This is a genomic window from Luteibacter sp. E-22 (assembly GCF_049913125.1).
Taxonomy (GTDB): domain Bacteria; phylum Pseudomonadota; class Gammaproteobacteria; order Xanthomonadales; family Rhodanobacteraceae; genus Luteibacter.
Genome location: NZ_CP183975.1, coordinates 3,107,002 through 3,123,431 on the forward strand (window position 1 = coordinate 3,107,002; position 16,430 = coordinate 3,123,431).

The following is a 16,430-nucleotide window of genomic DNA, read 5'->3' on the forward strand; positions in this document are numbered from 1 at the left end:
AGTAGGTTCTCGGAAGCGGCGGTCCTAATGGAGGCTGCAAATTACGTAGCTTCCACTAAAGATGAAACGTGGCCATTCTCCTTTCCGCTTCGCGCCTTAGTAATGCGTGCATCAGGATCGTTCGATTACATTCGCGTCAGCGATAATTATCGAAAGCAGGAGATCGCTTTTTTATATCAGCAGGCTGGCGATGAAGAGGTAGCGTCTAGATACTACCTAGAGATTGAGCATCGGCAGGGGCGAGACCGACGCCAGGTTGACAAGAGTGCTGCAGCTTTTCTGTCAAATTCTGCGAGATAACGTTACAGCACGACCACCCGTAACTACCTCTTGCCGGATGTCCCCGGCCGGAGTGATCTACGTCTCGGGGCAGCCACTTGAAGAATCCTTGACAATTTCCATGATGTCGGTAAAAGGGATCGCGCTAGCTTCTGCCGTAGCTGGCTAAGATGTCAGCCACCTACGGCGAGGAGCCGGATTACTCCGAAGCTCAGTGGGGATATCTTCAAAGAGGAATCATGGCTGAGTTTCCGGCCTTTGGACTAATCCACTTTGTGGAGCCCGACCCCGACCTTCTTCTGGCTCGCAGAGCGGTCGTACCTGGGGCACGATAGGAACACTTGAGACGCGCCTACGACGGAATGGATATTCCCGTGGCAGCATCTGTCCCCTAGCATGACCTCGCCCAAGGACGGGATGGCAAGCCATGCAATTAGGGCTTATCGCAAGTCGCGAATACCTGGATAGTGAGGACTCCCCGCTCCATCGGCTGCTGCATCGATGCGGAGACGATATACGCAGGCTGGGGCTCACCTTGCGTGTCCCTGCCGATGAGTACGACGCCGTCGGACGCATCTCTGGTTTCACTGACCACCCTGCTTTGATGCCTTATCCAGGTGGCCGCTTTCACGACATCATACGAATGACCGCAGCCATCCTCGACACCGACGGAAGTGGTTCCTTGGACGGAATCATCCATTTGGCGGTGCCCGGCGATGAATCGATCCTTGCTCCCGAGTTGCGGGCGCTGAAACGCGTATGTCTCGTCCATTCCAAGCCTTATCTGATCACGGCGGCTTCCGCCGCGGATCTGATCGAAGCTGAGCGGATTCTTTGCGGACTGCCGCCAAGGCCTCGCGACGGCTCACAGCACCCGTTCGCACACCAGGCGATCGCGCTTATCGCGCACGATGCATGGAAACCTTGCATGGTGGAATTCGTCGTGAAACATTTCGCGCTTCTATCCGGATTTTCTCGCCGAATTTGCACGGGGACTACGGGCCGTCGATTGAATGATCTCGCTCGACAACACGGCTGGTCAGGGAATGAAGCGTGGGCCACGTGCTACGAAAGCGGGCCCATGGGCGGCGATGTGCAGATCGCCGATCTCGTGCTTTCGGGGCAATGCCAACGGGTGATCTTCTTCCATGACGTGCGCGTGAGCCATCCGCATAAGGCCGACATGTTGCTTCTCGAGCGGGCTATCGCGGCAAGCACCGCCGAGGTCGTTTATTTCAGTGGCGCTGCGGCGGCTTATCGTTGGGCGGAGGCTGCCGAGCGCGAGGTGTGAGACCGACCACGAGGGATGGCCGCCATCGGCGACCATCCCTTCCGTTCTTACTTAGCCCCCGGAGCCGTCCACTCCTTCAACCAGGCATTCACCGTCTCATGCCACTGCACGCTGTTCTGCGGCTTGAGCACCCAGTGGTTCTCGTCGGGGAAGTGAAGTAGCTGGCTGGGGATACCGCGACGCTGCAGTGCCGTGAATGCTCCCAGGCCCTGGGTATCCGGAATGCGGAAGTCCTTGCCGCTGTGGATGACGAGCATCGGCACGCGCCAGTCCTTTACGTGGTTGACGGGATTGAAACGCTCGTAATTCTCCGGATGGTCGAACTGCGTGCCGCCGTTTTCCTTTTCCTCGAACCAGAGTTCTTCAGTTTCGTAGTACATGGCGCGTGCATCGAAGACACCGTCGTGGTCGACGAAGCACTTCCACGGCTGGTTCCAGTTACCCGCCATCCAATAGACCATGTAGCCGCCGTAGCTGGCGCCGAGGGCGCAGGCACGGTTGCCGTCGAGGAAGCTGTACTTCGACAGCGCCGCGCTCCAGCCGGCTTTCAGGTCCTCGAGCGGCTTGCCGCCCCAATCGCCCGAGATGGATTCGGTGAAGGCTTGGCCATAGCCCGTCGAACCATGGAAGTTGACGGTCACCACTGCGAATCCCTGGCCTGCATAGGTCTGGGCGTTCCAGCGGTAGCTCCAGCTGTTGGTCATCGCGCCTTGCGGACCGCCGTGGATGATGAAAGCCACCGGGTAGGTCTTGCCGCGCTTGTAACCGACGGGCTTCACCACGTAGCCCTGCACGGCTTCGTTGTTCCAGCCCTTGAAGGTGAAGAACTCGAAGTCGCCGGTCTGCGCACCCTTGATGCGCTTGGCGTTGAAGTGGGTGACCTGCTTGAGGCCCTTGCCCTTCAGGTCGGCGGTGTAGAGATCCGCCGGGCGCTTGAGGTCGTCGCGGGACAGCAGGATCTTCGAGCTGCCCGCCGAGAACGCGCCCACGGAGCCGTCGGTAACGAGGATGCTCGCCTTCCCTGTCGCCACGTCGATGGCGAACAGCGGATGCTGGCCCTTGTCGTCGGTGGTGGTGTAGAGGGTCTTGCCGTCGGCCGAGACCTGGAGGGCGCCGGCGGAGCTATCCCACGAAGGCGCCACTTCCCGCTTGCTGCCAGAGGCGAGGTCCAGGGCCATGATGCCGAAACGGTCGGCCTCGGAGCCCGGTTCCTTCATCGCCGTATAGAACAAGGTCTTGCCATCGGGCGACACCAGGGGATTGGCATCCCACGCCTGGTTCTCCGCGGTGAGGTTCACAGGGGCAGCCGAGCCATCGGCCGGGACGCTATAGATGTCGAAGTTGGTCGACCAGGGCTCGGTCTTGCCGGCGATACGGACGTCGAAGTAGACGGTCCTGCCGTCGGGCGAGAAGGAGAATTCGTCGTCCCCACCGAAGGGCTTGCTGGGCACGTCGCCGTCGATGTCGCGGCTCAGCAGTACCGGCGGCGAAGGAGCATTGGCGTCGGCGATGTAGAGCTGAGAGCGACGGCCGTCCGCCCAGGTGTCCCAGTGGCGGACGAAGAGCTTGTTGTAGACCGTGCCGGTGGACTTGTCCTTCTCGCGGCCGTCCAGGCGCTCCTTGGTGCAAGCCAGGTCGGGGCAATCGGTGAATACGTCGTAGCTGAGGAGCAGCCTGGAGCCGTCCGGCGATAGCTTGAAGGCGTTGACGTCGAGCGGGGCATCGGTCACCGCATCACCGGCACGAACCGTCAATGCCAGGCCCTTGCCGGAATTGTCGGCATCGAAAGAGCGGTGCCAGACCTGCGCCGTACCTTCCTTCGGGGCCGTGTAATAGATCGACCTGCCGTCCGGCGCCCAGCGGGGGGATGAGCCCTTCTCCACGACCATCACCGGTTGCGGTGGCTTGTTGAGGTCGACGACGTAGAGGGAGGTGACTCCCTTGTTGGCCGCGTAGTCCGTGGCGCGGACGGAGAACAGTGCGTAGCGGCCATCGGGGGAAAGCTGGGGGTCCCCGACGCGGTCCATCATGACCAGGTCGCGGATGGAGAATGGGTGGGGGGTGGTGCTGTCGGCGTCTGCGGCCAAGGTCGGGCCAGCCGCTAGCGCGAGGGCCAGCACGGCGAAAAGAAGCTTCATTGTAGGGACTCCCTTGGTGTGTCTGCCGGGCACGGTACGGGGCGCTGGGTCAGTGCGCAAGTTGCCAGACCATGTCGGTACCATCCGCTAGACTTGGCGTTCACGCCAGGGGATGCCAATGAACGAGACACGCCACCGAAGGAATCGGGTACTTCACGCGATCGTACTGCTGGGTATCGCTATCGTCGCCCTTGCGCTGAGGCTGGTCTACGTCAGATTGGCGATCGTTGACCACCCGCTTCGTGGCGACGCGATCCAGTATTTCTCGTATGCGTTGAACCTAGTCAAGCATCATACGTTTTCGTTAGCCCTGCCGAATGCGCAGGAAGTGCACCCGGATAGCTTCCGCGATCCTGGCTATCCGGTTTTCCTAGCCCTCGTTGCGTCAACACTGGGTTCGGGCGAAACGTTCTACCGCGCCGTGCTGGACCTCCAGTGTGTGTTCTCCACTCTTACCGTCGCCGCCTTCATGATCCTTGGGCGGCGATGGATGGGCATTGGAGCTGCGGTAGCCATCGGTTGCTTGCTGGCCATATGGCCACACCTCATCACGGAGTGCGGGTACATGCTGAGCGAAACATTGCTTGGCGTTCTGGTAGCCGCTGCTTTGCTATTCCTGGATACGGCGCTGCGCAGAGGTCATTATGGCTGGTACGTCGCGGCGGGTATTGCTTTTGCGTTGGCTGGCCTGACTAACGCCGTCGTCCTGCCATTCGGCGCATTGCTCGGCATCGTAATGCTTGTGCTGGATGAGTCACGGCGCAAGCTGTGGATGGTATTCGCATTGGCCGCCATCTTGCCGGTGGGCGCCTGGGGCCTTCGCGGCGCATCCCTGCCCTCCGCGGACTCCTCCAGCGATCGCGCCATGATGAACCTGGTCCAAGGCGCATGGCCTGCGTACCACACCGCCTACGCCGGTCAACTGACGGGCGACCCGCAGTCCATCGCCACGATGCATGATATCGATGCCGAATATGAAGCCATACACCGCGACCGCCGCGCGGGTCTCATGGCGCTTGGTGCGCGGCTAGCGCGAGATCCCGCGCATACACTCGGGTGGTATCTGTCGAAGCCAGCGCACCTTTGGGGCTGGAACATCGGCATTGGTCAAGGAGACGTCTATGTCTTCCCGACATTCAACTCGCCTCTCCTGACCAGTCCACTCTGGCGTGGCCTGACCAATCTGCTGTTCTTGCTCAACCCGATAATCATGCTGCTAGCGGCTGCCGGCGCCCTGGCCGCGTTTTTTCGAACCGACGCAGATCCGGGCCTCAGGAGCGCTGCGTTCTTGGGAATTTTCGTCACCGGCGTCTTCACTCTCCTCCAGTCAGATGCCCGATACGCGACCCCCTACCGGGGGATCGAAATTGCCATGGCTGTCTATGCAACCGTGCTCGCAAGTTGTTGGATAAAGGCGCGGAGTGGTCAAATTAGGGCTCGTCAGACAGACATTTGACGTCACTTTGTGACCTTTTGCGTCACGTCACTATTGACGAGCGTGATCCAATCAGCAATTGCGCGTAGTGAGGTCTTGTCGAATCGCCGGACCCGTGCAAAATCGTGCCACCCACCACCCATGGCGGGTATACCCTCCGAATGGCACATAACATGCAGGCGGAGGGATGAGCTTCCTGGTTGTACCTCGTACTCGTGATGAGGGGGAACTGGATCAGCCTAGGAGATCCATGCTAGAGCTCAGGGGGCATCACCATTCAACGGTTAGCTAACCACTTTCGAGGAAGTTCCATGAAGACCATGCAGAAGGGCTTTACGCTCATCGAACTGATGATCGTCGTCGCGATCATCGCCATCCTGGCCGCCATCGCGATCCCGCAGTACCAGGATTACACCAAGCGCGCCAAGGTCTCGGAAGGCCTCGTGCTGGCTGACGCTGCCAAGTTGGCGGTTTCCGAGACGTATCAGGCCAAGGGGGATTGGCCGGCGGATAACGTCGCAGCTGGTTACCAGACGGCAACCAGCACCTACGTTACGAGCGTTGCCATCGTCAAGGGCGTGATCACTGTCACCTACAGTGACAACATCAAGGATCCGAACATCAACAGCAAGACGGTTATCCTGACCCCGACGGCCACGAAGGGTTCCATCCAGTGGGACTGCAATGGCGCCGCGGGCCTTGGCGGTACCGCCGGTACCATTGGTACCAAGTTCGTCCCGGCCAACTGCCGCAAGTAAGTAGTTCATACGCATCGTCACCGTGGAGTTCTAATGATCGCGGTGATTCGGAAGGCTCCCTCGGGAGCCTTCTTCTTATCCGGCGCCCATGCCTACAGGGGGCATGACAGAGGACATATGGCATGAACAGGGCAACGAAGGGCTTCACCCTCATAGAGCTCATGATCGTCGTGGCGATCATCGCCATCCTCGCAGCGATCGCCATTCCGCAGTACCAGGACTACACCAAGCGGGCGAAGGTTTCCGAAGGCCTGGTACTCGCCGACGCTGCGAAGTACGCCGTCGCCGAGACCTACGGATCTCGAGGATCGTTTCCCGACGGGCCAGGCGAGGCAGGCTACCAGACCGCATCGAGCACCTATGTCAGTCAGGTCACCATCAAGGGGAAGGGCATCATAGAGGTGACCTACCGCAATATCGACGCCGTCAATATCGACGGAAAAACGTTTACGCTTACGCCCACGGCTACCGGTGGCATTATCACGTGGAGCTGCAATGGCGCGGCGGGCTTCGGTACACCTGGCAACCTCACCGCGAAGTATCTTCCTGGCACCTGTCGTAGTTGATCGCCGACTCCGACGTGCCCCGTCACGTCGGAGTACGCTTGTACACGCATAACAGACCCGCCCCCACTATCCGGCGTTTTATTCCGTGGCTGGCCGCCCTCTGCGTCCTGGTTCTGACCGTCGCAATCTACGGCCCTGGGCTGCACGGTCCGTTTCTGCTGGACGATATCGGCAATCTCGAGCCACTGAAGCGCTGGGCAGACGGCAGTCTGGGCTGGCAAGGCGTTGTGTTCGACAACCGGTCCGGACCGGGTGGCAGATCGCTCAGCATGCTGACGTTCCTGGCCAACGGCTGGTTGGACCACGACCTCCGCACATTCGGCTTCAAGGCAGCCAACCTCGGCATCCACGTCGCCACCGGCGCGATGGCCTTCATTCTCGCGTCGCTCATCTTCCTGCGTGCAGGCATCGACAAGTCCCACGCTCGGTGGCTTGCCGCCTTCGCGGCGGTCGCATGGTTGTGGCTACCGATGCAGGTGAGCACGGTGCTCTACGTCATTCAGCGCATGGCCCAACTGGCTACGCTGCTTACGTTTGCGACACTCAGCCTGTACTTGTACGTTCGACCCGGCATCGACCGCGGCTCGCGTACAGCTACTCTGGCGATGTGGTTAGGAGTCCCGATCCTTACATTGCTGGCAGCGTCTGCCAAAGAAACCGGGCTGCTCGCCATTCCGCTGGCGGCCGTACTCGAATACACCCTATTCGATCGCCGCACTCGCCCCCGTCAGGTCACGGCGTTCTTCGCCCTGACCGTGGCACTCCCCATATGCCTCGGACTCCTGTTCGTCGCCGTCCAGCCCCAATGGATCCTCCGTGGGTACCTGGGTCGCGACTTCACGCTGAGTCAGCGGTTGATGACCGAACCACGGATACTGTGGAGCTATCTGCAGACAACGTTCTTTCCCGTTGGCTCGCGCATGGGCCTGTTCCATGACACCTACCCCATATCCACGTCCCCGTGGAAACCATGGACCACGTCCCTTGCATTGATCGCATGGCTTGCTACCGGTACTGCGGCCATTGCATGGCGACATCGCATGCCGCTCTTTACGCTCGGAGTTGCCGGATATCTGATCACGCATTCGCTGGAAGCCGGACCTATCAGCCTCGAGTTGTACTTCGAGCATCGCAACTACGGTGCCGCACTTTTCGCGCTCATTGCCGTGATCGGCCTCCTGCGAGCCATATTGGACCTCAGTCAGGCTAGGCAACGAGTACGGTCGATCCTGATGGGATGTGCCATTGTTTGCGTCGCAATCTTCGCTTTGGGCACGTGGAGTCAGGCGAGCGGGTGGAGAGACGAAAACACGTTCTATGCGACACAATACGGATACAACCCCGATTCACCACGCTTGCTTTCCAGCCTGACCGGACGCGCGATGCTCGCGCACGATCTGCCTGGCGCTCTTGCCTTCATCGAGAGAAGCGAGCGCAACAGTCCGGATTCGGAACGTGCGACCGCAACCATATGGCGCCTTCTGGCTTATTGCGAAGTTGACGAGATTCCCGCACCCGCGAACTTATACGATGAGTTCAGCGATCGGGCCCATGGACGCGTGACGATATACGCCATGGTGGGTTGGGAATTGCTCGCGCAGCGTATGGCTGAGGGCTGCAAAAGCCTCGATAGCAACCGTTTGACTGCGATAGCCAAGCGCTGGCTGGATGCCGCGCCTCAGCCTGCAAGCGCACAGCCCATCTGGCGCACGCGCTTCAATACGGGTCGCATGTTGGCCGAATCGAACGACATCGAAGGGGCTCGCGCAATGGTGCACCGCGCATGGGTCGACAGTGATCGCAACAACGGCGTCGGCGTGCTGCTGTTTCAATTGGACGCGTCGTTGGGCGATATCGCTGGCTGTCGCGAAGTGCTCACCTCTCTTTCCCGGTCCGAAGGCGGCTCCGACCGAAGGCTTACCGAGGCTGTACGGACGTTCCGTAGGGCCATCGATTCTGGCGAAATTGGAGGCCAGGGGCGATGATCGTGGGTTCGAAGCGCGTCCCACTTGCCTGGACCGCACTCGTGCTCGTCATTCTCACCATTGTCACGACTGCGCTCTACGCCCCCGGACTGACAGGCGGATTCCTCTTCGATGATTACCCAAACATCGTCGACAATCCGGCGGTTCAGCCAAAAGACGCCTCGCTGGCGAGTCTCGTGGCTGCCGCATTTTCGTCACCGTCCAGCGAACTCAAGCGTCCGCTCGCGTCGTTGACCTTCGCAGCGAACTTCCTGGCAACGGGCTTGGATGCCAGCGCCATGAAAGTGACGAATCTGGTGATTCACCTTGCAAATGGCGTGCTTCTTTTTGCCCTGTTGCGCCTCGTCCTTTCCGCAGTTCACTCGTCCGTCGAACGCCTTCGACTGATATGGCTCTCGGGAGCCATGACGCTGGCTTGGCTCCTTCTTCCGATCAACCTGACTTCAGTCCTCTATGTCGTGCAACGTATGGAGGCCCTCGCTAATCTTTTCGTGCTGCTAGGACTACTCGGCTACGCCCGGGTACGGATGAGAGCTCGGAGCGGATGGCGTGAGCTCGCGCAGGCCATCGCGTGGGTCGTCATACCTGCCATGGTGGGAGTGCTGGCGAAGGAAACAGCCATCCTCCTGCCACTCTATGCATTGCTTCTCGAAATGTTCGTCTTTCGCTTCCAGTGGAAAGATGGAACCACCGCCCGCAGCCTCGCGTGGGCGTTTTGCTGCATACTCATCCCTCCCCTTCTGGCTGCCGCCGCCTGGCTAGGGCCGCAGATCCTGAATCCGCTCACATGGGCTACCCGGGACTTCACTCTTACCACTCGCCTGCTAAGCGAGCCACGCATCCTGGCCGATTACCTGTACTGGACGGTGTTCCCTACCGGCGCCGGCCTGTCCTTCTACCACGACGATTTTGTGCAAAGCACTGGATGGCTGACGCCATGGACCACCACCGTGGCGATCGGATTTCTTGCACTTCTCGCCGCGAGCGGGTGGATCCTGCGTCGCAAGCGCCCCATCTTCGCGTTAGGTATCGCCTGGTTCTTTGCCTGCCACACCTTGACGGGAACCGTACTTCCGCTCGAGTTGGTGTATGAACACCGGAATTACTTTGCCAGCATCGGCGTAGTGATGGCGGTGTCGGATATCCTCCTCTGGGCCACTCAGGTGATGCCAACGCACAAGAAAACAGGGCGCCACGCAGTGGTCCTCGCAGCAACCCTGCTTGTTGGTTGGTCGGCATATGTGACGGCATCTACTGCCGCTGCATGGTCGACCTCGCTTGGATTGGCGCGGGAACTCGCGGAGCGCGGCCCCAATTCACCACGTGCGCAGTATGAACTGGGCCGTGCATATATCATCGCGTCGCATTACGACCGGAGTTCCATCTACACCATGTTGGCGTACGAGCCGCTCGAGCGCGCCGCCAATCTTCCAGCTTCGTCCATACTGCCGGAGCAGGCTCTCATCTTCATGACGTCGCGAATGAATCTCGCCGTAAAAGACGCATGGTGGACCAGCATTGTCCAGAAACTGAAAGTTCGTCCGGCGACCGTGCAGGACGAAAGCTCGCTCGACTCCCTTTCGACCTGCTTGAGACAGTCGCTGTGTAGGTTCCCCTCAGATCGCCTTTCAGCGGCATTCTCCGCCGCCCTGTCGCATGAGCGGAGGAGCCCGCGCTTATTGGCGATGTATGCAACGTTCGCCTCGCAAACATTGGAGGACAACGATCTCGCCATACGCATCCAGCGCGAGGCAGTCAATGCGGCGCCTAACGAAGCCGCGTACCGGATAACCCTCGCCAGATATGCCATCCGACTCCACGACAATGCCGAACTCAAAAAGCAGATAGACCGTCTGGAATCCATGAATATAGGCGGGAGTCTCGACGCTGAACTCGCCCCGCTGAGGGCAGCGCGCGACAGCATGAGAACATCCTCTGCACCACCCAGGGAACCACGACGCAGCGATGTATCGTCGACTCCTGACAAGTAGCGCGAGAACCACAGCCGTCCTCGGCCTGCGCATCCTGAGCCAGGGCATCGTCCTGCTCGTGCTCGCACGTGCGCTGGGATCTGGTGACTATGGCGCCCTCTCCGCCCTGTCGTCACTGGCTGTCGTGCTGGGCGTGCTCCCTAACTTCGGCGCGGGTTTTGTATTGCTTCGTCGATCGCACGATCGCTCCGCCTGGAAAGATGTACTCGACTATTCCATACCCACCACCTTGGTCATCGGCGGTTTCCTTACCGTCGTTTATACGGTCGCCGCGCCCTGGCTGACCGGAACGAACGTTTCAACCACGGTCGTCGCATGCATCGGCGTCGCGGAGCTCCTCATAACCCCGCTGGCCATGCTGGCCGCCTACACGCTCCAGGCCGATGACAAGGTGCCGCTGGGGCAATTCGTGCAGTGGTTACCGGCGGGACTGAAAGTGATCGCGGCATGCATCGCGTGGCTCGCGCCGCCCCCGCAACGATTGCTCGTCTATGCCATGACGCAGTTGCTCTTCACGACTATCGGTCTTTGCATCGGCTGGCGCATCACTTCGCGCACGCACCCGATCCGACTGCATCCACGCGCTCCCCGCCGCTCCGAACTTCGGGATGGCGGAGCCTACGTGCCCATGCACCTTGTTGCGGCGAACCCCTCCGAAATCGACAAAATCGTAGGCGTCCAGGCGCTCGGATCAGAGGCGGGAATTTACGCAGCGGCAACGCGGCTCATGGCTGCCGCCGTGACACCGGTGACCGCTGTGCTTCTCACCCTTCAGCCCCGGCTCTTCCGCTCCGGCGTCGAGTCTCCGGCTACCCGGCGACATCTGATTCGCCTGACCGCAGTAGCCGCACTCGCTTGCGGCGTCGTTGCCGCCGCGTGCGTGGTCGCCATTTCGGGCGTGATCGTGTCGCTGCTCGGCCCGAGCTTCGCACCCATTCGCCAGACCCTCTTCTGGATCGCACCCGTCGCCCCCATCCTCGCGCTCCGACAGGCCGCAGGCACTCTTCTCATGGCGGAAGGTCATCCGATGATGCGCCTTGCGTTCGAGCTCACCGGAACGCTGGTACTTCTCCTGGCACTCGTGGTGCTTGGCCGCCTCTACGGGCTCGCCGGGGCCAGCGCAGGGTTGTTCATCGCGGAAGCGATCATGGCCATCATAGGATGGCTTGCCATCCTGTCCCTATCTCGCCGCGACTAATGGCACGAGCTTGACGGATGCCTGACGCGAGCCCGCGCCACGGAACAAGACTCTTCGATCGTACGCAACGAAAAGTGGCCCGAACGATCAGGTACGCACCGCGACATGCGTGCAGCAGACAACGATCGACCGATCCCTTGCCCAGGCGGTCCGCTAACAGCCAATGCGCTGCGGCGACCTGCGTTTCATAGAACATCGACCCTTTGCCGCTACTGGCCCCCACTTCATGATCGACCTGCGGCTCCTCCGTCATTTTGACCAGCCAACGTTTCGCGGTCCACAAGCGCCAGCCGAGCTCAACGTCCTCCCCGTACATGAAGAAGGACTCGTCAAAAAGTGGCGACCGGGAAGCAGAAGGAGGCAAAAGCAGGCAGGCACCGCTGGCAAACGGAAATGCGCCGGGAAACGGTCGCTTCGCTTGAACACCAAACCACCGATGGCTATATCGGAACCCGACGACATCTCCTGCATGGTCAATGACGGGCGCGACGATTGCATCGTCATCCGCTAGGACGCGCATCGCAGCCAGCGCCCCTGCCCTTAGAGTCGCATCGTTGTTGATCAACAACGCACTCTCACCGGCCCACCGGACCTGCATGATTGAGAGGGCAGCATTCATTCCTGCAGCGAAACCAAGGTTTCTCTCGCTGACGACAAGCTCGACCCGGCTGTCGATGGAAGCCGAAATTGCGCTTGCCGACACGCCTTCATCAGCGGAATTGTCCCAGACAACGACACCATCCACACCTTCGTCCAGCAGCGATTTCACGCAGCGGATACTACGTGTCGCATCACGATAATTGAGCAGGATTCCTATGACTTTCGGATTGCGGCAGATCACGATGGTTTTCTCGCAACGAGAACAAGCTCCTCACCACTCTCAGGATCGAACGTAGCTCGAATATCGATCCACGTCGGACTCAGCTTCTTGGCAATGCGCACGTGAAGATGTGATGCATACCGAGAAGACTCTTCGATGACGTAGTGCGAACCGCGCCCCCTTGGCCGCAAGCGCACGTGTTCGAAACCGGCTTCCTCCACTGCCACTACCAGTGCTTCCGGCGCAAAAACCAGGCAATGTCGGGGCGCTTCCAGGCCCCGCCAATACCTGCCGAAGGCCTGGCGTCCCGAACTGCGCGCGTTCGGCGTAGCCAACCAGAGCATGCCCCCTGGGGAGAGAGCCTTGTAGATGCGAGCGAGAAAATCGAGGGGATTTGAAACATGCTCGATGACATTGGAGGACGTTATGACATCGAAACGCGCGGATTCCTCGAGCGCTTCCAGATCGGTCGCCACGATCGGCACCCCAGCCTGGGTTGCCTGGGCCGCTGCTGCCGCATCGGGTTCCACGCCAGCCACGCGCCAGCCCGAGGCTTTCGCTCGAAGAAGAAAGACACCATTGCCGCAGCCAACGTCCAGGATGGTGCCAGGGCGACGCGGAATCTCGCGATAGAAGAAATCCAATTGTCTTCTCAGAGGAGCATACAGCGGTATGATCCAGCGCCCCGCGGCATTGAGCGGCTGTCGATCGGCCCCGTAACGGTGGGCCAGATAGCCGTTCACCAACGACCACGCCAGTCCAGTTCCGTTATCCGCAGCGTAATTGTCAGTTGCCGATCCGTGCGTGTAATAGGTTGAATATGCACGTGCCATGGCATGGGGTGCGGGGCGAGGATTGAGCACGAGGCTGCGACAGGCCGGACATTCTTCAAATCGCCAGCTGCCAGGAACCCCTTCCCAGAAATCTTCGACCCCGTCTACCGCGACATGACCGGCTAGATCCGCCCGACATGCCGGGCATTGGCTCGGCATCGACAAATCGTCAGCGGTCCACGCCTCCGCTACCCGCGACATCAGGCCCGCCCTCCCAGTAGTTCGTCATAGAGCGAAAGATACGCGGAGATTCCTTGGGCTTCCGTAAAGCACGCCAAGGCCCGATCACGTCCGGCCCGCCCCATCGCCAATCGCAAGCCCGGGTCGGCCATCGCGCGGATGCCCTGGGCCAGGCCATCGATATCGTCGCGTGGAACCAGCCAGGCGGTCTCGCCGTTGACGCATACCTCCGACGTACCCGTCGTATCGAACCCGATCACGGGAAGCCCGCAAGACATGGCTTCGAGCGCCACGAATCCAAAAGCCTCGTAACGCGTGGGCACGAGTACGGCATCGACGGATGCATATATCTCCGGCATCCGCTCTGTCGGAACGCTTTGTAACACACGAATATTCTTGCCCTGCGCCCACTCACTGGGAAAGGCGCGACGCAAGCCTCCCACACAATGGATTTCAACGTCATCGCGCAACATTGACGCAAGCGCCGGAACGACATCGGCACCTTTCCATCGAGATGGATTACCAACGAACAGCACGCGCAACGGACCCTCTTCGCGGCGGATAAATCCCTCACGGGGATGAAATGCCTGCGTGTCCACCCAGTTGTGCACGACGCTAACTGGCCGCCGCTCCTCGGCTTCGATAGCGCTGGCAACGTGCCGGCTCACGGCGACGATGCGATCGGCACGACGCAATGAGCGAGTCACCACGGGCCCCAAGACCACATCGTGATAGAGCGACTGCAAGCGACCTCGCCATGGCTTGAATTCGGGATGCCGTATGAACTGATGCTCTGTCACCACGCATGGAATGCCGCGCCCTGAAAAGGCATGTGCCAAGATGGAACTGGCATGCACGATATCGATATTCGGCGGCATCGGTGACGCACTAAGCAACCACGTTGCGAATTCCCACCGATGTGCGAACCAGCGCACCTTTGCCTCGTGGCCTGCCCTTCGCAATCCGTCCGCGAGACGATTCGTGAAGACATCGGCACCGCTACCGGCCCGGATGGCAGGCAACCATATGCGCAGCGGCTCTTCGTTCAATGTCGCGAATCCCGCCGCAGCAGGCAAACGTGAGTGGGAGCCAACGGATTCAGCCACTCCAGCCAAGGGTCGGGCAGGCGCGCCAAACGCGCAAGCAAACCGCTCGGGCGCTCCAGTTCGATGAGTGTGCGGAACGCCCGGAGCGAGACGTTCTCGCAGATCAGGCCCGCTTTCCTGACGAGGTCTTCGAGCTCGTACAACTGCAACGGTTCGCAGTCGTAATGATGACCCCTCTTCGCCAGCCGCAGATAAGCGGACCGCCAGCCACGTGGCAACCAGCTGAGAAACGGCAGTCCATAGTGCGGTTCGATGAGCATCCAGCGGCTCGGCACCGCCAGGTATGCACATCCCTCCGCTTTAAGGACGCGGGCAATCTCCATGAGATGATGAAGCTGTCCTTCACGATCACCAACGTGTTCGATCACATGATTGGAAATCACCGCGTCGAATGTGGCTTCCGGAAAGGGAAGCGTCGTGGAAGACACGACGGTGAAGCCGTAACCCTCCTTGACCTGTCGTTGATCTTTAACGTCGACTGCCTCCACAGTGCGCGGAACGCCGGCATGCACCGCGAAGTAATGTGCGATGCCGCCCGCTCCCGTTCCCACCTCCAGTATTTTTTGGTGAGATGAAGGTAGATCGAGCAAACGCTCTATCTTGCGGGCTTTTGCGACACGACTGCCCAGATCCAAGGTCGCGTGACCCTGCCTTTCGAGACCGTCGTTCATTTATGAATTACCTTCGAGCGTGCCGACAGGAGCAACTCCGCATACCGCGCAGCCACCGCATCCCAGTCGAAGCGTTCCACGAGTCGCGCACGGTCGGGAACCCATGCCGCCGAGACCTCTTCCAACAGAACGGCGGCAAGTCCATCAGCCAGCGCACGCGGATCTTCTGGTACCACGACACGCATTCCCGACATATCGGAGGCAACATCGCGAACGGCGGGAACATCCGATGCTACGACAGGGCAGCCACAACCAAGGGCTTCGACAAGAACAAGCCCAAGCCCTTCCTGATCACCCGAAGATGCTGCCCGGAACGGTGCGGCGAATACGCTGGCGGACTGATAGTAATTGACCAGTCCAGCCTGAGTTACGGCACCCACAAACGTAACAATATCGTCGAGCCCGAGTTCGGCGCATTCCGACTTCAGGGACGCTTCCAGTGGACCAAAGCCGACGATCGTCAAGGTGGCGGTGGGAACTCGCTGGAGCACTAGCGGCATTGCACGAAGCAACACCTCGACGCCTTTCTTCTCCACCAGTCTGCCAACAAACAGAATTTGTCCCGGCTCACGCGAAACGCCATCACCGGGAACGAAGCGCTCATGCAGATCCACGCCCATGGGCGAAACAATGGCCTTCCTGCCATTGAGCAGACTCTCCGCCTCATCCTGCATTGCGTGGCTCACCACGGTCGTGGCTTGGCAGCGTGCCAGCACGAAACGCTTCAACGCCATGGGCAACCGGCCGTGCAACGCAAACAGATCCGCCCCATGGGATGTGACGACGAAGGGAGCGCGGAGCATGCGCGCAACAAATCCAGGCGTGAGAATCCAGTGCGCATGGACTACGACGTCGCCTCGAATCTCGCGGCGGGCAACAAACCACTGCATGGCGACGAAACCGGGAACAAGCAACCATTTCCATGGCGCGCGACGCAGATTGGTGACTATGCCGCCATCGTTGACGAGAGTCTCCAGGCCGTCCCAACCATAGCGATAGCGTTCCACACGAACACCGTCGAGGATTTCCCTGTGCTTCGCACCTTTGGCATGCGGACATATGACCACCACCTCGAACCAGCGTGTCAGGCGCCGCGCCAATTCATGCACGAACGACGGTTCATGATCGTGCTGCCAACGGGGATAAGTCGATGCCAGCACGACTAGCCTCGGAAGGCTA

13 protein-coding genes are annotated in these 16,430 nt (G+C 60.2%); 7 read left to right on the forward strand and 6 right to left on the reverse strand.

The genetic code is table 11. The features are described 5' to 3' along the window. Positions 1–706 precede the first annotated feature (706 nt). Positions 707–1,570, forward strand: a complete 864-nt coding sequence (locus tag ACN9M2_RS13830; protein ID WP_426285267.1) for a methylglyoxal synthase — start codon at positions 707–709, stop codon at positions 1,568–1,570. Positions 1,571–1,617: 47 nt separating this feature from the next. On the opposite strand, the gene ACN9M2_RS13835 is transcribed toward ACN9M2_RS13830, so the two are convergent. Next, positions 1,618–3,708, reverse strand: coding sequence for a prolyl oligopeptidase family serine peptidase (locus tag ACN9M2_RS13835; RefSeq protein WP_426285268.1), 2,091 nt, complete (start codon positions 3,706–3,708; stop codon positions 1,618–1,620). Between the two features lie 118 nt (positions 3,709–3,826). Here ACN9M2_RS13835 and ACN9M2_RS13840 point away from each other — a divergent pair, with 118 nt between their 5' ends. The 6 genes from ACN9M2_RS13840 to ACN9M2_RS13865 all read left to right on the forward strand — a co-directional run bounded on the left by ACN9M2_RS13840 (position 3,827) and on the right by ACN9M2_RS13865 (position 11,641). Then, positions 3,827–5,164, forward strand: coding sequence for an ArnT family glycosyltransferase (locus ACN9M2_RS13840; protein WP_426285269.1), 1,338 nt, complete (start codon positions 3,827–3,829; stop codon positions 5,162–5,164). Positions 5,165–5,454: 290 nt separating this feature from the next. After that, positions 5,455–5,901 (forward strand): pilin, encoded by a 447-nt coding sequence (locus tag ACN9M2_RS13845; protein WP_426285270.1) that lies wholly within the window; start codon positions 5,455–5,457, stop codon positions 5,899–5,901. A 122-nt stretch (positions 5,902–6,023) separates the two neighbouring features. After that, positions 6,024–6,467, forward strand: a complete 444-nt coding sequence (locus ACN9M2_RS13850; RefSeq protein WP_426285271.1) for a pilin — start codon at positions 6,024–6,026, stop codon at positions 6,465–6,467. Between the two features lie 38 nt (positions 6,468–6,505). Continuing rightward, positions 6,506–8,452: a hypothetical protein gene (locus tag ACN9M2_RS13855; protein WP_426285272.1), complete on the forward strand. Its 1,947-nt coding sequence runs from the start codon at positions 6,506–6,508 to the stop codon at positions 8,450–8,452. A 41-nt stretch (positions 8,453–8,493) separates the two neighbouring features. Then, a complete protein-coding gene (locus tag ACN9M2_RS13860; protein WP_426285273.1) occupies positions 8,494–10,443 on the forward strand; it encodes a tetratricopeptide repeat protein in 1,950 nt (649 codons plus the stop codon). Further along, the gene (locus ACN9M2_RS13865; protein WP_426285274.1) at positions 10,418–11,641 is read left to right on the forward strand and encodes a lipopolysaccharide biosynthesis protein; all 1,224 of its coding nucleotides are present in this window, start codon (positions 10,418–10,420) and stop codon (positions 11,639–11,641) included. Before ACN9M2_RS13860 ends, ACN9M2_RS13865 begins: the two co-directional genes overlap by 26 nt. Here ACN9M2_RS13865 and ACN9M2_RS13870 read toward each other — a convergent pair. The 5 genes from ACN9M2_RS13870 to ACN9M2_RS13890 form a co-directional block, all read right to left on the reverse strand. Further along, positions 11,598–12,482, reverse strand: coding sequence for a glycosyltransferase (locus ACN9M2_RS13870; protein ID WP_426285275.1), 885 nt, complete (start codon positions 12,480–12,482; stop codon positions 11,598–11,600). The two genes, ACN9M2_RS13865 and ACN9M2_RS13870, sit on opposite strands and share 44 nt — an antisense overlap. Next, positions 12,479–13,294 carry a class I SAM-dependent methyltransferase gene (locus ACN9M2_RS13875; RefSeq protein ID WP_426285276.1) on the reverse strand — a complete coding sequence of 272 codons (816 nt, stop codon included), beginning with the start codon at positions 13,292–13,294 and terminating at the stop codon, positions 12,479–12,481. The genes ACN9M2_RS13870 and ACN9M2_RS13875 overlap by 4 nt, the downstream gene beginning before the upstream one ends. Positions 13,295–13,494: 200 nt before the next feature. Beyond that, positions 13,495–14,523 (reverse strand): glycosyltransferase family 4 protein, encoded by a 1,029-nt coding sequence (locus ACN9M2_RS13880; RefSeq protein WP_426285277.1) that lies wholly within the window; start codon positions 14,521–14,523, stop codon positions 13,495–13,497. Then, complete coding sequence (locus ACN9M2_RS13885; protein ID WP_426285278.1) at positions 14,520–15,251, reverse strand: class I SAM-dependent methyltransferase; 732 nt, start codon at positions 15,249–15,251, stop codon at positions 14,520–14,522. The genes ACN9M2_RS13880 and ACN9M2_RS13885 overlap by 4 nt, the downstream gene beginning before the upstream one ends. Next, entirely contained in the window at positions 15,248–16,411 is a 1,164-nt protein-coding gene (locus ACN9M2_RS13890; protein WP_426285279.1) for a glycosyltransferase, read from the reverse strand. Before ACN9M2_RS13890 ends, ACN9M2_RS13885 begins: the two co-directional genes overlap by 4 nt. Positions 16,412–16,430: the final 19 nt, after the last annotated feature.